This window comes from Gemmata sp. (assembly GCF_051859125.1).
Taxonomy (GTDB): domain Bacteria; phylum Planctomycetota; class Planctomycetia; order Gemmatales; family Gemmataceae; genus Gemmata.
In genome coordinates, this window is sequence record NZ_JBHYGG010000250.1 from 1 (window position 1) to 25,403 (window position 25,403).

Consider the following 25,403-nt stretch of genomic DNA (forward strand, 5'->3'; position numbering starts at 1 on the left):
AGCCGACGAAACCCTTCCGCGAGGCTGTCGTTGTGCTTAACTGAAGGGCATTGCGTCTAGGCGGGCGGCTGTCCGTCGGCCGCCGGCGCGCACTTCGTACAGTACCACGGCGCGGGGCCGTACACCGGCCGCGGGCTCCGCTTCCGGCACCTGGCGCACAGGTACCGCTTGCCCCGCTCGGCGGTCCTCGGGCGGACCTTCTTCCCGGTCCTGTCGACTCTCTCGCCCATCGCCGTCCCTCCGATTCGTCCCGCCCGGGAAAGTGCCACACGAACACCTATTCTACCCGACCGTCGACGCGACCGGCGTACCGGCGGTTCCCGGCCCGCCGAGGCGGGACGCGGCAGGGGCCGCGGTGGACCGCGGGCGGCAACACAGCCGAACACATTCCCTCGGTCGTTCCCTCCCGCGGCCGCGTCTGGTAACCTCTGGCTTTCTCGCCCGTCCGGAGCGCTGCCGATGTCGTCACGCCTTTTCGTTCCTCTCCTCGTTACCGGGCTCGGTGTCGCCACCGCGGTGACCCTGACCGCCCGCACCCAGCCCCCGGCCCCGCCCCGGCCCGCACCCACGGGCAACGTCCGCGACCACGGCGCGAAGGGCGACGGTACCGCCGACGACACCGCCGCGCTGCAGGCCGCCGTGGACGCCGCGCCGGGCCTCGTGGTGCTGCCCCCGGGCACGTACCGCATCACGAAGACGGTGCTGGTCGACCTCGCCAAGACCGGCTTCACCTCGGTCCGCGGCGACGGGATGCCGCGGGTGGTGATGGCCGGCGACGGCCCGGCGTTCAAGTTCGTCGGGACGCACCCGGGGTCCGCCGACCCGAAGACGTTCAAGGACGGCGTCTGGGCGAAGGAGCGGATGCCCGTGTTCGAGGGGGTCGAGATCGTCGGCGACCACGAAGCGGCCGACGGGATCGAGGCGACCGGGGTGATGCAGTTCACGGTGACGAAGGTGCTAATCCGCAAGTGCCGCCACGGAATCCACCTCACCGCCCGCGACCGCAACGTCCTGATTTCCGACTCGCACATCTACGAGAACCGCGGCGTCGGCGTGTTCATGGACGCGGTGAACCTGCACCAGATCAACGTGACCGGGTGCCACATCAGCTACTGCGACGACGGCGGCGTCGTGTGCCGGGCCGGCGAGGTGCGGAACCTCCAGATCACCGGGTGCGACATCGAGAGCAACCAGGGCGCACAGCGGCCGCCGACCGCGAACGTCCTGGTCGAGAGCACCGGCGGGTCGAACGCCGAGGTCGCCATCACCGGCTGCACGATCCAGCACAACCACAAGGCCGCCGGCTCCGCGAACGTCCGCATCAAGGGGCCGACCGCAAAGCCGGTCAAGGGGACCGACGAACTGCGCGACGGCCACGTCGTCATCACCGGGAACGTCATCAGCGACGTGATGGTGAACATCCACCTGCAGCACGCCCGCGGGGTGGTCATCACCGGGAACACGTGCTGGACGGCCTACGAGTGGAACGTGCTCGCCGAGAACTCGGCGGCCGTGGTCGTCGGCCCGAACAACTTCGACCGGAACCCGCGGTACGCCGCCGAGGAGCGGCCCGAGACGACCAACGCCCTCATGTTCCGCGACTGCGCCGATTGCACGCTCTCGGGGTTCGCCGTGAGCCGCACCCGGGCGACCCCCGCGGCGCTCACCCTCGAACGGTGCTCGCGGTTCAACGTCACCGGCCTGTCGCTGCTCGACAACGACGGCGCCGGGTTGGAGTTGACGGACGTGACGAACTCGCGCATCAGCGGGTGCCTGATCCGCGACGACCGCCCGGACGCCGCGTCGCTCGCGGTGCGCACCCAGGGCGGCCGGGACAACATGATCGTGGACAACTACCTCGGCCGCCCGCACGAGATCCTCAAGGGCGTCGGACTGGCCGAGCGGAACTACGACGCGAAGGTGAAGCCGTGATCCGATACGCCGGCTACCCGGTGGGCTACCTGTGGGCGTCGCCGAACACGCTCCTGGGTCTGGGACTGCTCCCGTTCGTGCTGATGTCCGGCGGCCGCGCCCAGTTCCGGTGGGGCGTGCTGGAACTGTACGACGGGTTCGCGGCGTGGTTCCTGCGGAACGTGGCGGGCGGGGCCGGGGCGATGACCCTCGGCCACGTCATCGTCGCCCGCGACCGCCGGATGCTCAACTTCACCCGGAACCACGAGCACGTCCACGTCGGTCAGTACATGCGGTGCGGGCCGCTGTTCCTGCCGCTGTACGGGCTGTCGAGCTTCCTGTGCTGGCGGGCCGGGCTGAACCCGTACCTCGAGAACCGGTTCGAAAAGGTCGCCTACGGGCTCCACCCGTGCTACGGCGAGCCCCCCGACGAACCCGAAGTGGCACGGGTGTGAGCGTCAGTGGTTCGAACTCACCGGCGTTCGCGGCGTGGAGAGTGCGGCATGGGCGAAACGATCCACGTCGAGGTGCCAATAGGTGTCCCGCTCTTCGAGCACGAATTCGAAGAAATTGAGCGGCACGCCATCGCGACCGTCCGGGAGTAAAGGGTAACACCAGATTCCACGCGTGCTGCAACCACTAAAGAACCCGACGAGACCCCCTGATGATTCGCGAATGGTGTCGAACTGTCGCCAGATCGGTCGCGACTTCTCGAACAGATCACTCATCCAGCTGGTAGAAGCGGCGTAGCTGAAAAGCGCGAACATTTCCCCAACTCGAATCGTCAGATCGATGCTTCCCACGGGAAGGTACTCGTGTCCCTCGTCGTCCCACTCGAGCAACTCATCATGATCCTCGCCATGAAACTGTCGGAGGGGGTCATCGGCGGGGAACAAGAGGGATTGTCCGACGAAGACCGGCGTATCTGGGGTAAGCCGTGCGATCGAAATGGAATCCGCGAGCGAGGCACGCCGCAGCTTTCGCCGTGCGCTTCTCCGGGGTCTTCCCGTGGGACGGTACCGATCGAGTGCGTCCAGCCCATCGCGAACCCGACCGCGCGGGTAGAACAACTCGAATGAATAACGACGTCCCACAAACCACCCTCACCCCCGGCCCTTGAAGCCGGTGCCGAACGTCGCGCGGGGCGGAGCGAAGATCGTGTCGCCGGGCTTTGCGAGTGGCACCGTGCGCCACCGCTTCACCGCCCCGTCGCGGCTCACCGTCACCAGCGCCGACTCGTCCGGCAGGAACTGCACCCGCAACACCCGGTCGGCGTGGCCGGTCAGCACCGCCCGCTCGTTCCCGGTGACCGGGTCCCACAGCACCACGGCCCGATCCGCCCCGCCGGACGCGAGCGTCCGCCCGTCGGCGTTGAACGCCAGCGCGTAGACCGGTCCCGTGTGACCCTCCAGCGCCGCCTGGGGCACCAGTGTCGCCCCCGCGAGGTTCCAGACCCGGATCACGCCGCCCGCGTCGGCCGTGGCGAGCCACTCGCCGGCCCGCCCGCCGTACGCGACCGCCTCCACCGGCTCGTCGTGGGCCGCGAACACGTCGGCGACCTGCTTCCCCTTCAGGTCGATGACCCGCAGCCCCCGCTCGACCGCCACGGCGAGCCGGTCGCCGGCGGGGCTGAAGACCAACTCGCGCGCCCCCGAGACGGAGTGAACCAGCCCCGGCCCCGCGGGCGCCACCGCCCCCGTCGCCCCGGCGTGGGCGTGGGGGAGGTCGCGCAGGTCCCAGAGCCGGACCCCCTCGGCGTCGAGGGCGGCGAGCCAGCGACCGGTGGGGTCCACGGCCATCGCGTACACGGGCCGCGGGACCGCGACGACCAGCGGTGGCAGCGTGCCGTACGCGGACAGGCCCGTGGCCCCCTCGGGCAGCCGGAAGACGCGCCACACGACGAGGGCGCTGCGGTCGGTCGCGGCGACCAGCGTCAGGCCGTCCGGTGAGGCCGCCGTCGCGCGGACCACGAGCGGCTCGGCGGGGGCGTTCCCGTCGAGGGTGTGGTCGAGGGCCGAGAAGAGGACGAACGGGGCGGCGGCCGCCGGGAGGTGGGGCCGGGCCGCGCGGGAGTCGGTCCGCAGGGCGACGACCCGGCCGAGGGGGTCGCCGCCGAACAGGGTCGCCCCGGTGGCCGACAGGGCGACCGCGGACAGGCTGGTGGCCTTGAGCGGCTCGGCGGCGTCGAACGCCCGGGGGATCGTGTGCCAGACGACGGCGGCCGCGTCGAACCCGACCGAGATCAGGCTCCGGCGGTCGGGGGCGAACGCCACGCCGGTGACCCCCACGGGCTGCACCTCGCCGCTCGGGGACCGCTTCGCGTGGCCCCAGAGGACGCTCCGCTCCTGGCCGTCCTCGGTGCTCCAGAGCCGGACCGTCTGGTCGAACGCGGCGGACGCCAGCAGGGCCCCGTCGGGGCTCATCGCCAGCGCGTAGATCTCCCGCGTGTGGCCGGTCAGCCGGCGCACCTCTTGCATCCGCTCGACGTCGACGATCAGGATGCTGTGGACGGCGTCGTTGTTCACGACGGCGAGTGTGCGGCCGTCGGGGGCGGCCGCCACGGCCCGCACCGGGGCCGCGGTGAGCCGCCGGGAGCGGAGGACGCTCGACCCGTCGGCGGCGCGGACCTGGACCCACCCGTCGGCGCACCCCACGGCGAGGGACTTCCCGGACGCGGCGAACGCCAGCGCCCGGACCGCGGACGGGGGTCGGTCGTCGTGGACCGGCAAATCCTTGCCGGGGGACACCAGACCGGTCGCCTGGCGGGCCTGGTCCCGCACGGCCGCCGCCGCGGCCGGCCCGCCGACGGCGGCGACCAGGGGGTTCCGGGCGCGCCACCCGTCCAGTTCCCACCACCGCACGCGGCCGTCCTCGCCGCCGGTGACGAGGAACCGCCCGTCCGGGCTGAACGCCAGGCACCCGACCCCGCCCGGGTGCGCGCCGGTCAACTCCACGGTCGGGGGCAGGACCAGCGGCTGGACGAGGGTCTGGAGGTACGGAACGAAGTCCACCGACCGACTCGTGTCCCGGAGGACGTTGACCGGGAGCTCCCAGAACCGCACGGCCCCGTCCTCGCCGCAGGCGGCCACCAGTCCCCCGTCGGGGCTGAACGCGACCCCGGTGACCTCGCCGTCGAACCCGCTGAGGACGGCCCACGACCGCCCGGACCGCGGGTCCCACACCCGGACCGGACCGGCCTTCCCGGCGGTCGCGGCCAGCGCGCCGCCGGGGGAAATGGCGACGGTGAGCAGCACGTCCGCTTCGGCGTGCTCGCGGTACGCGCGCTCCTCGCGCTGGCACAGCCGGTGCAGGTACGCCCACGCGAAGTCCCGCAGCGCCGCCGGGCACCGGGCCTCGCTCTCGAGCAGTTCCCGCGCCCGCCGCGGGTCGCGCTCGCACAGCGCCGCGATCTGCGCCAACTGCAGCGCGTACGCGGCCCGCCGGGTCCGGTTGCCCTCGGCCAGCAACTTCTCGTTGTCCTGGTCGGCCTTCTTGCGGGCCTGCTCGTTCTCCGCGGCCAGCTTCTCGGCCCGCTTCCGCTCTTCATGTTCCTTGGCCCGCGAAACCTCGGCCGCCTTCGCCTGGAGGTCCTTCTCGGTGACCGCCTCGCGCACCCGGGCGTAGGCCACCGACAGCACGGTGACGAGCGACACCGTGGCGACGAACGTGAACGACGCCAGCAGCGCCAGCGACGGGTGCCGCCGCGCCCACTTCACGCCCCGGCCCCACGCCGAGAGCGGCCGCGCGACGATCGGCTCGCCCCGCAGGAACCGCTGGAGGTCGTCGCCCAGCGCGTCGGCCGTCGGGTACCGCTTCGCCGGGTTCTTCGTCAGGCACTTCAGGCAGATCGTTTCGAGGTCGCGGGGGACCGTCGGCTGGAGCTGCCGGGGCGGGACCGGGTCGTCGTGGAGCACCTGCAGGACGGTGTCGAGTGGGGTCTCGCCGAGGAACGGCGGGCGGCCGGTGAGGAGCTCGTAGAGGATCGCCCCGAGCGCGTAGATGTCGACCGACGGGCCGACCTCGCGCGTCTTGCCCGAGGCCTGCTCGGGGGCGATGTAACTCGGCGTGCCCATCACCGCGCCCGTCTTCGTGCCGCCGTCGGGGTTCTCCGTGTCGTTGAGCCGCTTGGCGAGCCCGAAGTCGGTGACCTTCGGGACCGGCTTGACCACCTTGGCCGGGGCGGACTTGCTGCCGCTGTGCCGGTAGCCGATGACCGGGAACCGCAGGTCGGGCGGCGCGGCCGCGGCGTCGCCCGCGCCCCACGCGCGGGTCGCTGCGTGCTCGCCCGCAGGGGCCTCGGCCCTGCCCCCCTGGAGGAGCACGTTCCCCGGCTTGAGGTCGCGGTGGACGACCCCCTGGTTGTGCGCGTACTGCATCGCCCGCGCCAGTACCTCGACCAGTTCCGCCGCGTCGCGGGCCGACCACGGGGACTTCTTGAGGTGCTGCGCCAGGTTCCCGCCGTCCACGAACTCCAGGGCCAGGTACAGGTGCCCGTCGGCCTCACCGATCTCGAAGATCTGGACGATGTGCGGGTTCTGGAGGGTGGCGACGGCCTCGGCCTCGCGGCGAAACCGCTCCCGCTCGTTCTTCCCGGCGTGGCTCCCGGCGAGGATCATCTTGAGCGCGACCGGCCGGTTCAGGCTCAGTTGCCGGGCCTTGTAGACGACGCCCATGCCGCCGCGGCCCAGTTCGCCGTGGACCTCGTACCCCGGCACCGCGGGCGGGGCGAAGTCGATGGCCTGGGCGAACGGGACGACCGAGTCCGGGTTCATCGTGGACTTCGGCTCGGCCATCGGCACATCGTCGGGGTACGGCGGCAGCGGCACCACCGGGGCGGCCGCGACCGGCATGCCGACCAGGGACGCGAACGACGGGGTGTCGCCGGACGACTGGCGGGGCGTGGGGGCGGCCGGGTTGAACTCCATCGTCGCGACGTCGGCGTCGGGCACGTCGATCAGGTCGAGGCGGCCGACCGCACCGCGGGCCGGGGCGGCCCCCGGGGAGCCGTTGGCCGGCGTCACCAGCGTGTCGCCACACACCGGGCAGGCCCGCGGGGCGTTCCCCTCACGCGGTGCCCAGGTGTGTCCGAACGAGCAACTGTAGCCGCCGGCCATGTTCGGCCCTGTTCGGGAGAGGGTTTGACGCCCCTTGAATCTATCCGGGCGAACCCCGCGGTTGCAACCGGATAAGGTGCCCGGACCACCCGGGTTGCCACGGGCCGCCGGCCCATTCCGGGCGCGGCCACACACATTAGACGAGACAGACCGGCCCGCTGCACGGTCACCCTTCGTAACTTGATGCCCGCCGTTGACTACTGGTGAGGGCGGTCCGACGCCCGTCCAACCATGAGGTTCCCCGTGCCCCGGGGGTCGAAGTACACATGTCCGCGCGCCCTCGGGCTGGCGACGCTGATGTCGGTGATCGTCGGGATCGGCCGCGGGGCCACCGCCGGCGTGCTGATCCGCTCGGCCGACGTCCTCGAACGGCTCCGGGCCGAGGGCCGAACGGTCGCGATGGCCGGCGACGGGATCTACGACGCCCCGGCGCTGGCGGCCGCGGACGTCGGCATCGCGATGGGCACCGGGACCGACGTGGCAATCGAATCGGCCGGCGTGACACTTGCGAAGGGCGACCTGCGGGGCATCGCGTGGGCCCGCGTGCTGAGCCGGGCGACGATGCGGAACATCCGCCAGAACCTGTTCTTCGCGTTCGCCTACAACCTGCTCGGCGTCCCCGTCGCGGCCGGCGTGCTGTACCCCGCGTTCGGCATCCTGCTCGGCCCGGTGCTCGCTGCGGTCGCGATGAGCCTGAGTTCGGTGTCGGTAGTGGCGAACGCCCTGCGGCTCCGAGCGGTTCGATTGTGACCCGCGGAATCGCACACCGACGTGTTGCGGAACCGTGCACCGAGTCGGTGTCGAGGTCTCCCTCTCGGGGGGTGCGGACAAAATCACGGGCACACGGGCCGCGTAAACCGCTTCCTTTCCGCAAGTTCCCCCCGCCCCGCACGCGGCCCGGGGTCTGCGGCGGTGAATTGGCACCGTGCTTGCAATTCGTTGTGTCGAGTCGGATGCGAGTCCCGACTCAGGAGAGATGATCTTCCCACCCACCACGGGCGCGAGACTAGCGGGGTATGCGAGTCCCCCGCCGAATCTCGCGCCCCACTTCTTGCGCCTGACCCACCCAGCGAATCCCCGCGACCCGCACCCTCAAACGGGTACAATGGGGTGAATCGCACCCCGGAGCCGCACCCATGATCCGTCCCGCCCTCGCCGCCCTCCTCCTTCTCGCAGTTCCGGCCGCGGCGCACGCGCAGCCGCTGTCGCCCGGAATTGCTGCGTCGCCGAATGGCGGATTCGGGGGCGGGGGGCGGGCACCGCTGTCGCCCGGAATCGCCGCGTCGCCGGGGGGCGGGTTCGGGGCCGGGTGGCGGTCGCCGGTCCCGGCCGGGCCGTCGCCAATTCCCCTGCCCCCGAAGTACCCGTGCGCGGGCGGCGTGGGCGGGGGGTTCGGCCCCGGGTGCCCGGCCCCGGGGTTCCCGTTCTCCGGCATCTGGACTGGCGGGTACGGCTTCGGCGGCGTGCCGTACTATGGGTCCGGCTACGGCTACGGGTACGCTCCCGCCACGAGCTTCTCGTTCACCGCGCCGACCTTCGACCCGCCCCCGATCCAGGCCGGCCCGAACCTGGCCATCGGGGACGAGTTCCCGGCGGTGCTGACGCTGGAGTTCCCCGCGGCGGCCGAGGTGTGGGTCAACGGCAAAAGGGGCGACGGGAAGCCGACCACCGAGTGGACGCTCACGTCCCCGCTCGTGAAGACCGGGACCGAGTTCACGTTCGACGTGAAGGCCCGCTGGAGCCTGAACGGCAAGACCTACGAGTACGCCCGCACGGTGAACGTCGGCGGCGGCAACCGGAGCCGGGCGCTCGTGGTCGCCGGGGTGGAAGTGAAGGAGTGACCGCGAGCCCAACCGCCCCGGTTCACGCCGCGTACGCAGTCATTTTCCTGGTCCTGGCGTGCGTCTGCGGGGCGTGCGCGTGGGCCGCGGTCGGAGACGGGAACACGCTGTGCATTGTCCCCGGGTGGACGGCCCTCGCGTTCCTCACCCTCTCGGCCGCCTACGCGGGCGTCGGCCCGCGAGTATTCGGCAAGCGCGACACGGGCCGGCAGGCTCCCGTGAGTTGCGTACTATTCGCCCCGTACTTTCTGCTCAACGCGGTCGTCTGGGGGCTTCACCGACTGATGAGCCGCGAGCCGGCGTTCGCCGAGGTCGTTCCGAACCTCTACTTCGGCCGCCGCCTCACGAGCGCCGAGGCCCGCACCGCGGTGGAACAACTGCACTGGCACGCGGTCCTCGACCTCGCCCCGGAATTCGCCGAGGCGCCCGCCTTACGCACCCTTCCCCGCTACCGCTCCCTTCCGGTCCTCGACGCGACTGCGCCAGACCCTATCCAACTGCTCGGGGCGGTCCGCTGGTTGGCCGAGGCCGTCGCCGCGGGACCGACTTATGTTCACTGCGCTCTCGGCCACGGGCGCACCGGAACCGTCGTGGTCGCGTACCTGCTCGCGACCGGCGCGGTCCCGTCGGCCGCAAGCGGCGTGAGGCTCCTGCGTTCGCGCCGCCGCGGGGTCCGCTTGAACCGCACTCAAAGCAATGCGGTGGCAACGTTCACGGGCTCCCAGCTCATCTGAGTTCCGTCGCACTCGCGAACAATCGCGAAGAAGGCGCGCAAGTTCTCCCTTGTCCGGACGTTTGCCGATTACCCCTTCGCGTGCCCGCCCCACGCCGGGTCGCGTGTTCCACCCCCGGGCACCGGACCGCAGCGCGTCCGCTCGCTCGGGCCACACCTGCCGAACACGCAACGCCGACGGGACGCCCCGCCCCGCTCGGTCCGGGTCGAACAACTGGGAGTCGCCATGTCCCGTTTCCTTCTCGCGGCAGGGCTACTCGCCGCCCTGCCGCAACTCGCGCCCGCACAGTCCGGGATGGAGGGCGGCTTTCGCCGCAAGCCCCCGGCAGCGCCCGCCCCGGCACCGACGCCCCCTCCGCGGCCGCCCCGAGGCGGCATCGGGGGTGGGTTCTGCGCGGACTCGGACGAGTACACCCCGAGGCTGGGATACCCATACTCCGGCATCTGGGCCGGGCACGAGCGCGGGTACCCGTACCCCTACGGCGGCGGGTTCGGCTACGCGCCGGCGACCAGCTTCGCCCCGAACTTCTCGGTTGTCGACCCGGCCCCGGAGCCGATCGCGCCCGGTCGGAACCTGGCACTGGAGGAGTTCCCGGCGGTTCTGGTCGTCGAGTTCCCGGCCCCGGCCGAGGTGTGGATCAACGGGAACAAGGTCGCCGGCCAGCGCAACACCCAGTGGACCCTCACGTCCCCCGCGATCCGTGTCTTCAGCACCTATACGTTCGACGTGAAGGGGCGGTGGACCGCGAACGGGAAGACCTACGAGTACACCCGCAGCATCGACGTCACCGCCGGCAGCCGCGGCCGCGCCCTCGTCGTGGCCGGCGCCGAACTGAAGGAGTGAGGACGGGCGCACGGAAGGAGCGGGCACCTGCCCGGTGCCCGCTCCGCCCCTCGTTCCACTTCCGCGCGGCCCGCTCCGCTCGTCACGAGTCCGGGTGCTGGTTCTCCCACGTGAGGATGTGGTGCATCAGGTCGGCCGGGTCGATGGATCGGGTCGGCAGCGGCCACGCGAACCGCTCGGCGGCGGCGAGTTGGCCGGCCGCGCCGCGGTTCTCCGGGTCGGTCCAGAGCTGCACGAACCGGCTGATCGCCTTCCCGCGGCGGCACAACCGCCGGACGCACGACCAGGCGTCGTCCTCGGTGCGGGCCGCGTCGGCCAGCAGTTCCGTCCAGTCCGTGACCCATTCGATGAGCATCCGCGCCTCGATGTCACCCAGCCCCCGGGTGAGTGACTCGTCGCGGAGCACGTGTCGCAGCAGCGGGTCGCACGAAATCGCCATTCGGTTCCCCCACCTTCGGGCCACGCGCGAAGCGCGGCCGCCCCCAGTCGGCCACCGCCGGGCGGGTGGGGCCCCCCCCCCCCCCCGGGCCCCCCCCCCCCCCCCCGGCGGGGGGGGGGGGGGGGGGGGGGGGGGGGGCGGCCCCACCCACCCCGGCGTGACCGCCTTCCCCCGTCCGTTCCGTTGTCGTCGCGAAGTAGCGGGGCGTATAACGGCCCGCCGCGGGCGTCGCAAGCGGACTCGGCGAAGAAAACTCCCCCCGCCGGCTGTTGGCGGCCCGCCGGGCGTCCCGTAATCTGGGGGGCGCACGCGCCCACGCCCCGGTCCCACGGACGCGACCATGCCCGACGACCTCTCCGCCGTTGCACTCGTCCTCGGTGCGCTCGCCGCGGCCGCCGTCGCCACCTGGCTCGTCCCGGCCCTGCTGCGCCCGGTCCTGTGGGTCGCGGTCCGTGCCATGTATCGGGTCCGGGTCCACCACCGCGACCGTGTGCCGGCATCGGGCGGCGTGCTCGTCGTGTGCAACCACGTCAGCGTCATCGACTGGCTTTTGCTGTGGCTCGCGTGCCCGCGGTCGGCCGCGTTCGTGTCGCAGGCGAAGTACGGCCGGAACCCGGTCGCCCGGTTCTTCCTGTCGTGGGCGCGGCGGAACACGATCCCCGTCGAAACCGACCCGCGCCGCCCGCACGCCGTCGCCGACGGCCTGGCTCGGGTCGCCGCGGCGCTCGACGCCGGCCGCGTGGTGGTGATCTTCCCCGAGCGCGGCCTGACGCGAACGGGGAACATGTACCCGTTCGGCCGCGGGCTGGAGCGCGTCCTGCGTCTCACGCGCACCGACGTGAAGGTCGTCCCGGCGTGCCTCGGCGGGTTGTGGGGCGGGTTCTTCAGCCACGGGCGGGGGCCGGTCGCGCGAAAGTGGCCGCGGGCCTGGCGGCCGCGCGTCGGGGTGTGGTTCGGCGAGCCGCTGCCGAAGGACTTGACCGCGGGCGACTACCGCCTCGCCGTCCAGGAGGCGTCGGCCGCACTCGCGCTGTGGGAGAGCGACCACATCGTCCCGGTCCACCGGGCGTTCGTGCGGAACGCCGCGAGCTTCCGGAACCTGTTCCGGCCGTGCGTCACCGACAACGCCGCCGGCGCGCCCCGCACCCTCACCTGGGGGAAAACCCTCGTCGGCGCGCTGTGCGTCACCGCGTACCTGCGCTCGCGAGTCGGTGACGCCCGGAACGTCGGCGTGTGGATGCCGACGAGCCTCGGGGGGCTGCTCGCGAACGCCGCCATCGCGTTCCTCGGCAAGACGTCGGTGAACCTGAACTACACGGCCGGAGCGGACCCGGTCCGGGCCTCGCTGCGGAAGGCCGGCGTGCGGGTCGTCGTCACGTCGAAGCGGTTCCTGCTGCGTGTGCCGCTCGAACTCCCCGACGGCGTCACCGCGATCTACCTCGAAGACGTGCTCGCGTCGGTCACGAGGTGGCAGCGGGTCCGCACGTTCCTCGCGGTGCTCCTGCTCCCCGCGTGGGCGATCGAGCGGTCCCTCGGCCTGCACCAACACAAGGTGGACGACGCGCTCACGATCGTGTTCTCCAGCGGCAGCACCGGCGACCCGAAGGGCGTGGTCCTCACCCACCGGAACATCGGGACCAACGCCCGGTCGGCCGTTGACACACTCGGCATCACCCGCGACGACCGGCTGTTCGGCGTGCTGCCGTTCTTCCACAGCTTCGGGTACACGGTCTGCCTCTGGGCACCGCTGGTGGTCGGGTGCCTCGCGGTGTACTACCCCGACCCGCGGTCCGCGAAGGAGGTCGGCGAGCTGACCCGGGCCAACCGCATCACGGTCATGCTCAGCACCGCGACGTTCCTGCGGTTCTACATCCGCCGGTGCGACAAGGACGACTTCAAGTCGGTCGCGCTGCTCATCTGCGGGGCCGAGAAGCTCCCCGTCAAGCTCCAGGACGAGTTCCACGCGAAGTTCGGCGTCCTCCCGCTGGAGGGGTACGGGTGCACCGAGGTGTCGCCGGTCGTGTCGTCGAACTTGCCGGACGTTCGCGGCGACGGGTTCGCACAGGAGCGGAACCACCGCGGCACGGTCGGCCAGCCGATCTACGGCGTGTGCGTGAAGGCGTTCGGCACCGTGGACCGCGAGCCGCTCCCCGTCGGGGTCGAGGGGGTGCTGTGCGTGAAGGGGCCGAACGTGATGAGCGGCTACCTCGACGAGCCCGAGAAGACCGCGGCCGCCATCAGGGACGGGTGGTACTCGACCGGCGACGTCGGCCTCATCGAGCCCGACGGGTTCGTCCGCATCACCGGCCGCATGTCGCGGTTCGCCAAGATCGCCGGCGAGATGGTCCCGCTGGAGCGGCTCGACGAGGAGCTGCACGACGCGCTCGGGAGCAACGGCGAGCGGGTGCTGGCCGTCGCCGCGGTCCCCGACGAGCGCCGCGGCGAGCGCATCGTCGTGCTGTACCTCCCGGACGTCGCCGAGCGGCTCCCGTGCGCGCTCGACGCCCTGAGCAAGCGCGGGCTGCCGAACCTGTGGGTACCGGACCACCGCGACTGCCACACCGTGGACGCGATGCCGGTGCTCGGGAGCGGGAAACTCGACCTGAAGAAGCTCGGCGACGTGGCCCGCGAGATCGCCGGTCGGTAGCCCGACCGGGCAGGTAACGGGGCCGCCCGGGGCTCGCACCCGTCAATTCTCTGTTCTATACTGCGTGAACCTCTCCGCTCGTTGCCACTCGGGCGGCCCGTGCCGCACCGAGCGCGGCGCCGCTCCCGTGCGCAACCGCGACCCGCCCAAACGAGGAGGTGTTCGTTGGCCCCCCACCCGTCGCGCGGACGGCCGAACCCCCTCCTCGCGCCCGCCCTCGCGGTCATCAACCGGCTGCGCTACCCGCACAAGTTCCTCCTCATCAGCCTGCTGTTCGCGCTCCCCCTCGTCCTCGTCATGTACCTGCTCATCACCGAGCTGAACGAGCGGGTCGCGTTCACCCAGAACGAACTCAACGGCACCCGCTACCTGCGGCCCCTGCGCGGGATCTACGAGCACGCCGCACAGAGCCGGGCGCTGGCCCAGGAGGTCGCCGCCGGGCGGGTCGCGGTGCGGCCCGAGCTGGTCCGCAAGCAGGCCGAGATCGACGGGGACTTCGCGGCGCTCCAGGCGGTCCAGCGGGACCTCGGTGCCGGGCTCAAGACGGCGGCGGAGTACGAGGCGCTCCGCGAGAACTGGCGGTTCCTCCGCGAGAAGCTCCTGCTCCTCGACCCGGTGAGCACCGACGACCTGCACCTGCAACTGCTCGCGGACACCCGCGCCCTCGGGAGCCGGGTGGGGGACACGTCGAACCTGATCCTCGACCCGGACCTGGACAGCTACTACCTGATGGACGCCGTGCTCCTGAAGCTCCCGCAGAGCCAGGAGCTGACGGTGCAGGTCCGCGGCCTCGCGCGGCAGTCGCTGGCGCCCGGCGGGGCGCTCACCGCCGAGCAGCGGGCCGAGTTCGTGCGGCTCTCCGGGCTGCTCCGGGCGAGCGTCGAGGAGACCCGCGCCGGGATGCAGACCGCGTTCAGGAGCAACCCGGCGAACACGCTCGGCCCGGCCCTCGACGAGCCGCTCCGCCGGTGGCTCGGGGAAACCGACGCGCTGCTCCGCGTCACCGAGACCGGCGTCACCAGCCCGAAGGCACCGACGGTCTCGCCCGAGGAGTACGCCCGCCTCGCCCGGACCAGTTTGGAAGCGAACTTCGCCCTGTGGGACCGGACCGCCGCCGAACTCGACGCGCTCCTCGCCGCGCGCCGCGACGGGTTCGTCCGCAAGAAGTGGCTCGTGGCCGCCGCCGCGGCCGCCGCCCTGCTCCTCGTCGCGTACCTGTGGGTCGCGTTCTACGCCAGCGTGATGCGGACCGTCGCCCGGCTCCGCGAGGCGTCGGAGCGGATGCTCGGCGGGTCCATCGACCACGTCGTGACCCTCGAGTCGCGGGACGAGTTGGGGCAGGTCGCGACCTCGTTCAACAACATCGCCGTGCGGCTCCGCGAGGAGTGGGCGCAGGCCCGCGAGGAGAGCGGCCGGGCCAGGGCCGCCGAGGGCGCGCTCCGCGAGGCCGAGGCCCGGTACCGGAACATCTTCGAGAACTCGGTCGAGGGGATCTTCCAGACCACCCCCGCCGGCCGGTACCTGAACGCCAACCCGGCCCTGGCCCGCATCTACGGGTTCGACTCGGTCGAGGAGATGCGCGAGGGGTTCACGAACATCGGCCGGCAACTGTACGTCGATCCCAACCGCCGCACCGAATTCATCCAGTTGCTGGAGCGGAACGACACGCTCTCGGACTTCGAGTCGCAGATCCGCCGCAAGGACGGGAGCGTCGTCTGGATCCGGGAGAAGGCGCGGGCCGTCCGCGACCCGGCCGGGAACGTGGTCTACTACGAGGGCGCGGTCGAGGATGTCACCGCGCGGCGGACCGCCGAAGAATCGCTCAGGGCGGCCCGGGAAACCGCCGAGCAAGCGAACCTCGCCAAGAGCGTGTTCCTGGCGACGATGAGCCACGAGATCCGCACGCCGCTCAACGCGGTGCTCGGGATGGCGTCGCTGTTGCAGGACACGGAACTGACCGAGCAGCAACAGGAGTTCGCGCGGGTGATCCGCACGAGCGGCGAGGCGCTCCTCGGGGTCATCAACGACATCCTCGACTTCTCGAAGATCGAGGCCGGGCACCTCGAACTGGAGCGCGAGGCGTTCGACCTGCGGGCGTGCGTCGAGGGCGCGACCGACGTGATCGCCGTCCGCGGGTCCGAAAAGGGGCTCGAACTCGCGTCGCACCTGGACCCGCGGGTGCCCGCGTGGGTCGTCGGCGACGTGACCCGGGTCCGGCAGGTGCTCATCAACCTGCTGAGCAACGCGGTCAAGTTCACCGAGCGCGGCGAGGTCGTGGTGACCGTGGACGCGGCCCGCACCCCCGACGGCCGGCACGAGATCACGTTCGCGGTCCGCGACACGGGCATCGGCGTCCCCCCGGACCGCGTCTCGCGGCTGTTCCAGTCGTTCAGCCAGGTGGACGCCTCGACCACGCGGAAGTACGGCGGCACCGGGCTCGGGCTGGTCATCAGCAAGCGGCTCGCGGAACTCATGGGCGGCCGCATGTGGGTGGCCAGCGAGCCGGGCCACGGGTCCACGTTCTCGTTCACCGTCGTGGTGCCCGCGGCCCCGGCCCCGGAGCCCGCCGCCCCGCAGGACCTGGCCGACCTGGAGTCGCTCGGCGGGAAGCGGATCCTGATCGTGGACGACAACGAAACGAACCGCCGGATCGTGACGCTCGTAGTCCGCGGGTGGGGGTTCACGACCCGCGACACCGGGTCGCCGCTCGAGGCCCTCCGGTGGGTCGAGGCGGGGATCGAGTTCGACCTCGCCCTGCTCGACATCGCCATGCCCGAAATGGACGGCGTCGCGCTGGCCGCGGCGATCCGCAAGAAGCAGGGGCCGGCGAGCGCGATGCCGCTGGTTGCGTTCACCTCGCTCACCCGCCGCGAGGCGCTCGGGGACCGCCGCGAGTTCGACGCGTTCGTGACCAAGCCGCTCAAGCCCGCGGCCCTGCTCGAGGTGCTGCTCGCGCTGCTCACGGGCCGGGAGGTCCAGCGGGGCGAGCGGCGGGCCCGGTCCGAGTTCGACGCGACCCTCGGCAAGCGGTTCCCGCTCCGGGTGCTCGTGGCCGAGGACGTGCCCGTGAACCAGCAGATGATGAAGGTGATGCTCGGCCGCATGGGGTACGCCGCGGACTTCGCCGACAACGGGATCGAGGTGCTCCGGGCGCTGGAGCGGCGGCACTACGACGTGATCTTCATGGACATGCACATGCCCGAGATGGACGGGCTGGAGTGCGCCCGGGTGATCCGGGCGCGGGCTTGGGAGCGGCCCCTGGCCGTCGTCGCGCTGACCGCGAACGTCAGCACCGAGGACGCCCAGAAGTGCCGGGCCGCGGGCATGGACGGGTTCCTGACCAAGCCGGTCAAGCCCGTCGACCTGCACCGGTGCCTCGAAGAGTGGGGCCGGCGGCTGGACCGCCCGCCCGGCCCCACCACGCCCCCGAACGGCACGCCGAAGCCGAACGGCACGCCGCCTGCACCTGCCCCCGCGGCCGAGCCCGACCCGACGCTCATCGACCAGGTCACGCTGGACGACCTCCGGGACCTCGACGCCGGCGAGCCGGGGCTGTTGCAGAGCTTCATCGACGGGTTCCGGCAGGCGGTCGCCGAGCACCTGCCCCTGTTCCGGCAGGTCGTGGCCGCGGGGGACCGCGAGGAACTCCGGCAACTCGCGCACCGGCTCCGGGGGACGGCCGCGAACGTCGGGGCCGGGGCGGTCGCCGGGCGGTGCGCGGCCCTTGAGCGGCTCGGCCAGGCGGGCGACCTCGGGGCCGCGCCGCCGCTGATCGAGGAACTCGAGCAGCGGTTCCACCAGACGATCGGCGCGTTCACGGAACTGGGGGTCGTCAAGTTATGAGTGAGGTCGTGACCGCGGGCGTCGTGCTCATCGCCGACGACAACCCCGAGGCCCGCCGCATGCTCGACGTCCGCGTGAAGCGGGAGGGGCACCGCACGGTCATGGCCGAGAACGGCCGCGAGGCGCTCGAGGCGCTCGCCCGCGAGCACATCGACGTCGTCCTCCTGGACATCAACATGCCCGAGGTGAACGGGTACGCGGTGCTCGCGGCCGTCCGCGACGACCCGCGGCTGGCGCACATTCCCGTGCTCATCATCTCGGGCGGCGGCGACCAGGACGACCTCGTCCGGTGCATCGAGATGGGGGCCGTGGACTACCTGCCGAAGCCGTTCAATCAAGCGGTCCTCCGCGCCCGCATCGGCGCGTGCCTGGCCCAGAAGCGTCAGCGGGACCAGGAGCGGCAACTGCTGCACGCCAGCACGCAGCCCGCGGCCCCGACGCTCGCCGCGCCCCTCTCGGTCTGGCAGCACACCCCGGCTCGGGCGGACGACCCGCGAGCGGCGGTGCCGCAGGAGCCCATGCCGGCCCGGCTCGGGCGGATCATCCTCGGCCGGCCCCTGGGCAGCGGCGGCATGGGCGACGTGTTCCTCGGGCACCACGAGTTGCTCGACCTGTTCGTGGCCGTCAAGCTCATGCGGCCGGAACTCACGGCGCTGCCGAACGCCCGCGAGCGGGTGCTCCGCGAGGCCCGCCTCGCCGTGCGGCTCGCGCACCGGAACATCGTGCGGCTGCTCGAAGTCGGCGAGACCGACTCCGGCGTGTACCTCGCGTTCGAGTACGTCAGCGGGGGCACCCTCGCCGACCTGTTGAACCGCCAGCCCGGCCGCCGACTGACGCTCGCTTCCGCGGTCCGCATCGCCGCGGACGTGGCCGCCGCGCTCGGGGCCGCCGAGGAACTGGGGATCATCCACCGCGACATCAAGCCCGCGAACCTGCTCCTGACCCCGGAGGGCGAGGTCCGCGTCGCCGACTTCGGCCTGGCGCGGCAGGTGCTCGCCTCGCCCGACCCGCAGGCGACCGTGGACACCAGCGTCGTCGGCACCCCGCTCTACATGGCCCCCGAGCAACTCGTGCTCGGGTCGCGGCTCGACACCCGGACCGACCTCTACGCCCTCGGCGGCGTGCTCTACGAGATGCTCGTCGGGCACCCGCCGTTCGGGAAGGCGGCCCCCGGCGCGCCCACGATCGCGGGCGGCTTCGCGGGCTCGACGCCGGACGTGTTCCACCACGTCGCCAACACGGTGCCGGTCGCGCCGAGCCGGTTCCGCCCCGAGGTCACGCCGGAACTGGACGCCGTGTGCCTGCGGCTCCTCGCGAAGAGCCCCGACGATCGGTTCCCCACCCCCGGGGCGCTGCTCGCCGCCCTGGCGGCCGTCACCCCGGCACCGGCCGCGTGACGCGCCCGCGGGCTATCATGGACGTGTCGCCAGCCCCGTGACGGAGCGCCCCGCATGGCCCCCCGCCGACCGCCCGTGCCGCCCCCGCACCCGGACGCCCCCTTCGCCGCCATCGACTTCGAGACCGCCGACAACGGTGCCGACAGCGCCTGCGCCGTGGGCATCGTCCGCGTCGAGGGCCGCGCCATTGTCGCCCGCGAGAAGGTGCTGGTGCGGCCGCCCCGCGAGCGCGTCCTGTTCTCGTGGCTGCACGGGATCACCTGGGACATGGTGAAGGACGCGCCGGCGTTCTGCGATGCGTGGCGGCGGTTGGCCCCGCTGCTCGACGGCGTCGAGTTCCTCGCGGCCCACAACGCCCCGTTCGACCGCCGCGTCCTGCTCGCGTGCTGCGAGGCCGGGGGCGTCCCCCCGCCGCCGCAGCCGTTCGTCTGCACGGTCCAGGTCGCCCGGCGGCACTGGGGGCTGAAGCCCAACGACCTCGCGTCGGTGTGCCGGCGGCTCGGCATCGGCCTCGTCCACCACGACCCGCTCTCGGACGCCGAGGCGTGCGCCCGCATCCTCCTCGCGGCCACGCACCGTGTGAATCCGGAGCGGACGGGCGCTCTTGGCGGGCCCGCGAAATCGTAACGCCTGCGGTGCCCGTGCGGGTCGCGCGGCCACCCGGACCCCACCCACTTCTCTTGGGTATTTCGGCCCGCGGCGCGGCACGACAGGTGCGTATCCACTCGCATCGAACCCACGCTGGCCCACCCGGCCCCAACCGACCCGCGAGGACTCACGATGATCCCGACCCCCCAGACCACCGACGTTGCCCGGCTGTCGCTCGCGGACGACGACGCGGCCCCCCGATTCTTCCTCGACGCCGCGTTCAATCCGAGCGACGACTCGGGCGACTGGTGGCTGGACCTCGGCGCGGTTCACCTCCCCGCCTGACGCCGGTAACCGTTGCAACCCCGAGCCTGAAGTTCTTACCGCCCGCTACAAACTTTACCCCGACCCCGCAACCCGCACGGTTCGCCCACCCCCGCCCTGGAGCCCGACGAGCATGGACCGCACCCTCTCGACCCTGACCGCCCTGCTCCTTGACCCCTTCCTGACGCTCGAAGAGGCCCAGCGCGAAGCGTGCGCCGTCTCGCACGCGGTCGCCCCGCGGGCCGAGCCCTCGACCCTGCGGCGCGTGGTGCGGTCCCGTCGGGCCATCGCCCCGGCGACTCTGGAAGCGGAGCCGATCGAGGCGTGAGTGGCCGCCGGGCGTCACGTTCCCCCCGACGCGACGCCCGGCGGTGATGTGGTCGGCTGCGAGACTCAAGCACTTCTCATTGTTTCGGCGCGGGTGCGCCACCCCTCGCCGATGAACTCCAATTTCGCCAAATCATCATAATTCTTGCGGACAAATTCTAATTGGAGCAACAGGTTGAGTTGTAAAGTTAAGTGAGTGCGTCGCTTACCGTTAGCACCCTGCGGTACAAGATGTTCGGCCCGAACGAGCAAACCCCGGACGAACTCGCGGTCCGCGGCCGGACGAGTGCCGAACGGCGCGGGTCGGATTCGGTGAGGGGTTATACCGTCGAGTGTGTGTTTGCTGGGCTCTGGTGGAGCAGACACGAATGTCTGCCCTGTGAGCCGGCCGGTGGCAGGCAAGAATGCCTTGCCTCACCAGACTACCCGTAACTCCTACCCGCATCAGGCGAGCTTCACGCGGAGGATCTTGCGGCCGAGGCGGATCACCAGTCCGTCCGTCACGGCCACCGTCGCCTTCACGTCGGCCACCTTCGTGCGGTCCGGGCCGTAGTTGAACGCCCCTTCCTCGATCTTCCGCCGCGCCTCGCCCTTACTCGCGGCCAACTTCGCCTCGGCGATCAGATCGACCGCGAGCATCCCTCCTTCCTTGAGTTTGTCGCGGCCGATCGACACATCGGGGATGTCATCGGGATCCTCGTTTCGTGACCTCTTGTCCCAGTTCGCGCGGGCACTTTCGACGGCATCCCGGCCATGAACGAACCCAACGATATCACCTGCGAGCGTCTTCTTTGCTTCGAGCGGGGTTGCCAACAACCCCTCGATTTCGTCGGCACTCCGATCCGTGAGAAGCGTGTACCACTCCCGTAAGAGAGTGTCAGGGATTTTCATCGTTTTGCCGAACACATCCGTCACCTGCTCGTTGAGCCCGATGTAGTTGTTCAGGCTCTTACCCATCTTCTTCTCGCCGTCGAGGCCGCGGAGGATGGGCATGGTGAAGCAGATTTGCGGCTCCTGGCCGGCACCCCGCTGGAGGTCGCGGCCGACCATCAGGTTGTAGAGCTGTTCGGTGCCCCCGAGCTCAACGTCGGCCTTGATCTCGACGGAGTCCCACCCCTGCATCAGCGGGTACAGGCACTCGTGCAGGTAAATCGCGGTGCCCGCTTTTACGCGCTTTGTAAAGTCGTCCCGCTCCAGCATCCGCTGCATCGTGGTCTGGCCGAGCAGCTTGAGCATTTCCGCGAACGTGAACCGGTTGAACCATTCGCCGTTCGGCCGCACCTCGGCCCTTGTGACGTCGATCACCTTGGCGATCTGGGCGAGGTACGTCGTCGCGTTCTTCTCGATCTGCTCCGTGGTCAGCCCCTGGCGGCTGGCGTCACGGCCCGACGGGTCGCCGACCGCGGCCGTGGCCGTGCCGATGATGAGGACCGGCAGGTGGCCGAGTTCCTGGAACTGCCGGAGCTTCCGCAGCGGGACCGTGTGGCCGAGGTGGACGTCGAAGCCGGTCGGGTCGATGCCGTACTTGATCCGCAGCGGGGTGCCGGTGGCGTGGCTCCGCTCCAGCTTCTTCTTCAGCTCGTCGCGGGTCTCGATCTGCGCAGCCCCGCGGAGGATCACCGCGAGCTGCTCTTCAACCGGGGGAAAGCTCGGCATGTCAAACTCCGAATCCATTTATCCGCAGATTCCGCAGATGGACGCAGATTTGAAGACAGAAGTGAAGAGAGTGATCCACAGATTACACAGAAGACACAGATTTGAAGACCGAGCACCTTACCCGTCAGTATCCGCCTGATGTCTGACTTCTGTCCCTGGTTTCTTGTCTCTGAAATCTGTGTCTTCTGTGTAATCTGTGGATCACTCTCTTCTGTCTCTGCTGCTCTTCTGTCTGAAAATCTGTGTCCATCTGCGGAATCTGCGGATCAACACTCTTCCTGTTCAACTGAACCACTGGAACTTGCCGGTGGCCTCGAAGGCATGACGGACGTGCTTGACCGCGGGTTCGCGGGCGTGGTGCGGCCAGCTCATCGCGAGGACGTCGAACCGCACGGAGACCTTTCCCAACAGCTTGCGGGTGGCCAGGAAACGCAACGTCGCCCCGGTGATCTTCCGCTGCTTGCGGAGGTCCACCGAGGCGGCGGTCGTTTCGAGTGCGTCCGGGCGGTCCGAGGCGGTCGAGCGGACCTCGACCACCACCAGGGTCTCGCCGTCGAGGGCGAGCAGGTCGAGTTCGCCGGCCGCGTCCGAGACGTTGGCGGCGAGGACGCGGTAGCCGAGGGACCGGAGGAACCGGGCCGCGGCCCGCTCGCTGCGGCGGCCGAACCACCGCCGCCACCAGGGCCAGCGGGTGAACCCGGGTTCGCCGGGCGGCTCGTCCTGACGCGCGGCGGGCATGGCGAGCCGGGGGCTACTTCTTCTTGCTGGCCTCGGCCTCCTTGCGGGCCTTCTTCTTCTGGGCGGTCTTCGACATCCCGCCCTCGGCGGTGGCGCGGGCGGCGGCCTCCTGGGCGGCCCTCGACGCGGCCTCGGCGGCCTGCTTGAGGTCGAGGTCGATCTTCGTCTGCCGCTTCACGTCGTCCTTGATCTTCGTCGCCTTGCCGACGCGATCACGGAGGTAGAACAGCTTGGCCCGGCGGACGGACCCGGCCTTCTTGATGACGATTTTGGCGATGCGGGGGGAGTGGATCGGGAAGATCCGCTCGACGCCCTCGCCCTGGACCAGGCGGCGGACGGTGACGGTCTCGCGGATCCCGCCGTTCTGGCGGCCGATCACGTCGCCCTCGAACACCTGGACCCGTTCCTTGACGCCGTCGAGGATCTTCTGGTGCACCTCGATGCGGTCGCCGATGCGGAAGTCGGGGACGTCGGACTTGAGGCTGGCCCGTTCAACAAGGCCGATGAGGGGTTTCAGCATGGCCCACCTTGTCTTTCTGGGCGGTCGCGTCCGCCCCGAGTGTCGTCGTTGGTTGATTCCGCGGGGCGAGCGGGGGACGTCAGTCCCCCGGTGGCGTCGTCCCGCTAACCGGGGGACTGACGTCCCCCGCTCGCCGCTCGTTGTTCGTCTGGCTCCGCCGCTCGGACTGCTCGCGCCGCCACTTCGCGACGGCCGCGTGGTTCCCGCTCAGGAGCACGTCGGGAACGTCCAGCCCGCGGAAGCTCCGGGGCCGGGTGAACTGCGGGTACTCGAGCCGGCCGGGCTCGCTGTGCGACTCGTCGGCCGCGCTCTGCTCGTCGCCGAGGACACCGGGGATGAGCCGGATCACCGCATCGATGACAACCATCGCGGGGACCTCGCCGCCGTTGCAGACGAAGTCTCCAATTGACAGTTCCCGGGGGCTCAGGGTCTGGCGGATGCGGTCGTCGAACCCCTCGTACCGACCGCACAGGAGCAGCAACCGCGGCTCCCGGGCGAGTTCCTCGACCACCCGCTGGGTCAGCCGCTCGCCGGCCGGCGTCAGCATGACCACCGTTCCGGGCGACTCGGCCTTCGCCTGGACGGCCCCGACCGCGTCGAGCACCGGCTGGGCCATCAGCACCATCCCGGGGCCGCCGCCGAAGGGCCGGTCGTCCACGCGGTCGTGCTTGTTGAGCGTCCAGTCGCGGATGTTCCAGGTGTTGACCTGGACCGATCCGGCGGCGATGGCGTCGGCGAGCAGGCTCTGGCCGACGTAGCTCTCGAAGATGCCCGGGAACAGCGTCAGCACGTCGAACCGGATCGTGCGGCGTGGCGCGGCGGCCGGCGGGTCCGTCGGTGCGTCCACGGGGTCACGCCTTCGGGGCGGCCTCGGCCTTGGCCTTGTCCTCGGCGGCCCGAGCGGCCTCCTGCGTTTCGATCTCTTCCCACTTCTTCATGTACTTGGAGAAGATCGCGGCGCAGTGCTCGGACGGCAGCGCCCCGACGCTCTGCCAGTACTTGATGCGGCTCGGCTTGAGCTTGACGCGCGCGTCCTTGTCGGTGACGTGCGGGTCGTAGACGCCCAGCTCCTCGATCACCTTGCCATCCCGCGGCTGGCGGGCGTCGATGGCGACGATACGGTAGTAGTGCCGGTGGGTCCGGCCCATCTGCTTCATACGAATGCGAACGGCCACGGTGGCTACCTCACGGAATCCAACAATACGCAGAGAACGATCATGATAGCGACCGGGCGGGGGGGCGACTACGGCACCGGGCGATTTCGGGCGCAGCCGGGGTGAAAAAAACTGGGCCGCGCGACCGAATCGCGGTCGCGCGGCCCGCTGCCACCTTCACGACCATCAGGCCACGACCGTGACCGGCCCGGCTTCGGTCGTCTCGGAGCGGCGGTGCCACAGGTCCATGACGGCCGAGGTGACCGCGAGGATGCCGGGGCCGAGGATCATCCCGGCCGCGCCGAACACCGCCACCCCGCCCAGGAACGCGATCAGGGCCGGGACCTCGTGCAGCCGCATCCGGTTCCCGACGAGCCGCGGGTACAGGTAGGTGTTCACGATCAGGGCCGAGCCGATCACGCCCCACCCGACGATCAGCGCCGCACCGCCCCACTGCCCGACCAGCGCGAGGTACGCAGCCGCCGGCACCCACACCATGAACGCGCCGAGAACCGGGAGCAGGCTCAGGACGAACATCACCACGCCCCACAGGAACGGAGAGGGGAGCCCGACCCACCAGAACAGCAACCCGCCGAGCACCGCGTCGATGAGGCTGGTGACGATGTTGGCGTACAGGTTCGCGTAGACCGACCCGGCGGCGTCCTCGAACACGCGGTCGGCCTCGGGCCGCGTGACCGGGAGGAGCCGCCGCAGGGACTCGCGGAGCGAGGACCGGTCGCGGAGCAGGTAGAAGAGGATGAACAGCGCGATGACCGCCTGGAAGATGCCCATGACGGACCCCTGAACCAGCCCCGCGCCCTCGCGGGTGAGCGCCCCGAGGGCGTTGCGGGCCTCGGTGTCGAGGTCCACGCCGACCCGGTCGGTCCACGCCACGACCGCCGCCGTCTCGGGCCGCTGGTTCATCACCTCGCGGACCGTGCCGGCGACCTGCTGCTCCTTCATCCGGTCCGCCGCCGATTCCGCCTCCCGCATCAACTGGTAACTGACGAACACGCCGGGGACGGCGATCACCAGCACCACGACGAGCGACGACACCGCGGCCGCAGCGTTCGGAGACGCGGTGACCTTGCGGAGCACCCAGGAGTGCAGCGGCCACGCGAGGATCGCCAGCGCCAGCCCCCACGTCACCGCGGGGAGGAACGGCGTCGTGAGCCAGACGCACAGGCCGACGAGGATGACCGTGAGTGCGGCCAGCGCGACCGGGCGGAACCGGTCGCCGGTCGCGAGCGGGCCTTCGCGCTGCACGATTGGAGGAGCAGGAGTTCGGGCGGCGACTTCACCGTTGGCGACCATGTGAAAACCTCGA

At 71.1% G+C, this 25,403-nt stretch carries 21 protein-coding genes and 1 pseudogene; 12 read left to right on the forward strand and 10 right to left on the reverse strand.

Annotated features, from left to right (window positions below):
• Positions 1-56 precede the first annotated feature (56 nt).
• Entirely contained in the window at positions 57-230 is a 174-nt protein-coding gene (locus tag ACTIGN_RS22030) for a hypothetical protein (RefSeq protein WP_439627845.1), read from the reverse strand.
• 229 nt (positions 231-459) lie between these two features.
• On the opposite strand from ACTIGN_RS22030, the gene ACTIGN_RS22035 reads away from it, so the two are divergent.
• Positions 460-1,932 carry a right-handed parallel beta-helix repeat-containing protein gene (locus tag ACTIGN_RS22035; protein WP_439627847.1) on the forward strand — a complete coding sequence of 491 codons (1,473 nt, stop codon included), beginning with the start codon at positions 460-462 and terminating at the stop codon, positions 1,930-1,932.
• Positions 1,929-2,366, forward strand: a complete 438-nt coding sequence (locus ACTIGN_RS22040; protein ID WP_439627848.1) for a hypothetical protein — start codon at positions 1,929-1,931, stop codon at positions 2,364-2,366. The genes ACTIGN_RS22035 and ACTIGN_RS22040 overlap by 4 nt, the downstream gene beginning before the upstream one ends.
• 3 nt (positions 2,367-2,369) lie before the next feature.
• Here ACTIGN_RS22040 and ACTIGN_RS22045 read toward each other — a convergent pair whose 3' ends face one another.
• Both ACTIGN_RS22045 and ACTIGN_RS22050 read right to left on the reverse strand, forming a co-directional pair.
• Positions 2,370-2,807, reverse strand: coding sequence for a hypothetical protein (locus ACTIGN_RS22045; protein ID WP_439627850.1), 438 nt, complete (start codon positions 2,805-2,807; stop codon positions 2,370-2,372).
• Between the two features lie 207 nt (positions 2,808-3,014).
• A complete protein-coding gene (locus ACTIGN_RS22050; RefSeq protein WP_439627852.1) occupies positions 3,015-7,025 on the reverse strand; it encodes a protein kinase domain-containing protein in 4,011 nt (1,336 codons plus the stop codon).
• Positions 7,026-7,391: 366 nt separating this feature from the next.
• On the opposite strand from ACTIGN_RS22050, the pseudogene ACTIGN_RS22055 reads away from it, so the two are divergent.
• The 4 genes and pseudogenes from ACTIGN_RS22055 to ACTIGN_RS22070 all read left to right on the forward strand — a co-directional run.
• Positions 7,392-7,775, forward strand: a pseudogene (locus ACTIGN_RS22055) (copper-transporting ATPase); the annotation flags it as partial.
• Positions 7,776-8,161: 386 nt separating this feature from the next.
• Entirely contained in the window at positions 8,162-8,866 is a 705-nt protein-coding gene (locus tag ACTIGN_RS22060) for a hypothetical protein (RefSeq protein WP_439627854.1), read from the forward strand.
• Positions 8,863-9,600: a phosphatase domain-containing protein gene (locus tag ACTIGN_RS22065; RefSeq protein WP_439627856.1), complete on the forward strand. Its 738-nt coding sequence runs from the start codon at positions 8,863-8,865 to the stop codon at positions 9,598-9,600. The genes ACTIGN_RS22060 and ACTIGN_RS22065 overlap by 4 nt, the downstream gene beginning before the upstream one ends.
• A gap of 225 nt (positions 9,601-9,825) precedes the next feature.
• Complete coding sequence (locus tag ACTIGN_RS22070; RefSeq protein WP_439627858.1) at positions 9,826-10,443, forward strand: hypothetical protein; 618 nt, start codon at positions 9,826-9,828, stop codon at positions 10,441-10,443.
• Between the two features lie 82 nt (positions 10,444-10,525).
• Here ACTIGN_RS22070 and ACTIGN_RS22075 read toward each other — a convergent pair whose 3' ends face one another.
• On the reverse strand, positions 10,526-10,882 hold the full coding sequence (locus ACTIGN_RS22075) for a hypothetical protein (protein WP_144949300.1): 357 nt from the start codon (positions 10,880-10,882) through the stop codon (positions 10,526-10,528).
• 340 nt (positions 10,883-11,222) lie between these two features.
• Here ACTIGN_RS22075 and ACTIGN_RS22080 point away from each other — a divergent pair, with 340 nt between their 5' ends.
• From ACTIGN_RS22080 to ACTIGN_RS22105, 6 genes are all read left to right on the forward strand, one after another.
• A complete protein-coding gene (locus tag ACTIGN_RS22080; protein ID WP_439627860.1) occupies positions 11,223-13,529 on the forward strand; it encodes an AMP-binding protein in 2,307 nt (768 codons plus the stop codon).
• Positions 13,530-13,694: 165 nt separating this feature from the next.
• A complete protein-coding gene (locus ACTIGN_RS22085; RefSeq protein WP_439627862.1) occupies positions 13,695-17,372 on the forward strand; it encodes a response regulator in 3,678 nt (1,225 codons plus the stop codon).
• Positions 17,369-18,769, forward strand: a complete 1,401-nt coding sequence (locus ACTIGN_RS22090; RefSeq protein ID WP_439627864.1) for a protein kinase domain-containing protein — start codon at positions 17,369-17,371, stop codon at positions 18,767-18,769. The genes ACTIGN_RS22085 and ACTIGN_RS22090 overlap by 4 nt, the downstream gene beginning before the upstream one ends.
• A gap of 54 nt (positions 18,770-18,823) precedes the next feature.
• On the forward strand, positions 18,824-19,396 hold the full coding sequence (locus tag ACTIGN_RS22095; protein ID WP_439627866.1) for a 3'-5' exonuclease: 573 nt from the start codon (positions 18,824-18,826) through the stop codon (positions 19,394-19,396).
• A 153-nt stretch (positions 19,397-19,549) separates the two neighbouring features.
• The gene (locus tag ACTIGN_RS22100; protein ID WP_439627868.1) at positions 19,550-19,702 is read left to right on the forward strand and encodes a hypothetical protein; all 153 of its coding nucleotides are present in this window, start codon (positions 19,550-19,552) and stop codon (positions 19,700-19,702) included.
• A gap of 112 nt (positions 19,703-19,814) precedes the next feature.
• The gene (locus ACTIGN_RS22105; RefSeq protein ID WP_439627870.1) at positions 19,815-20,009 is read left to right on the forward strand and encodes a hypothetical protein; all 195 of its coding nucleotides are present in this window, start codon (positions 19,815-19,817) and stop codon (positions 20,007-20,009) included.
• 443 nt (positions 20,010-20,452) lie between these two features.
• Here ACTIGN_RS22105 and tyrS read toward each other — a convergent pair whose 3' ends face one another.
• The 6 genes from tyrS to ACTIGN_RS22135 all read right to left on the reverse strand — a co-directional run bounded on the left by tyrS (position 20,453) and on the right by ACTIGN_RS22135 (position 25,390).
• On the reverse strand, positions 20,453-21,664 hold the full coding sequence (gene tyrS, locus ACTIGN_RS22110; RefSeq protein WP_439627872.1) for a tyrosine--tRNA ligase: 1,212 nt from the start codon (positions 21,662-21,664) through the stop codon (positions 20,453-20,455).
• 282 nt (positions 21,665-21,946) lie between these two features.
• Entirely contained in the window at positions 21,947-22,402 is a 456-nt protein-coding gene (locus ACTIGN_RS22115; RefSeq protein WP_439627874.1) for a YraN family protein, read from the reverse strand.
• Positions 22,403-22,415: 13 nt separating this feature from the next.
• Positions 22,416-22,922, reverse strand: a complete 507-nt coding sequence (gene rplS / locus ACTIGN_RS22120; protein WP_439627876.1) for a 50S ribosomal protein L19 — start codon at positions 22,920-22,922, stop codon at positions 22,416-22,418.
• A 79-nt stretch (positions 22,923-23,001) separates the two neighbouring features.
• Positions 23,002-23,724 carry a tRNA (guanosine(37)-N1)-methyltransferase TrmD gene (gene trmD / locus ACTIGN_RS22125; RefSeq protein WP_439627920.1) on the reverse strand — a complete coding sequence of 241 codons (723 nt, stop codon included), beginning with the start codon at positions 23,722-23,724 and terminating at the stop codon, positions 23,002-23,004.
• Positions 23,725-23,773: 49 nt separating this feature from the next.
• Positions 23,774-24,097 (reverse strand): 30S ribosomal protein S16, encoded by a 324-nt coding sequence (rpsP, locus tag ACTIGN_RS22130; protein WP_439627878.1) that lies wholly within the window; start codon positions 24,095-24,097, stop codon positions 23,774-23,776.
• Between the two features lie 165 nt (positions 24,098-24,262).
• Positions 24,263-25,390: an AI-2E family transporter gene (locus ACTIGN_RS22135; protein WP_439627880.1), complete on the reverse strand. Its 1,128-nt coding sequence runs from the start codon at positions 25,388-25,390 to the stop codon at positions 24,263-24,265.
• Positions 25,391-25,403: the final 13 nt, after the last annotated feature.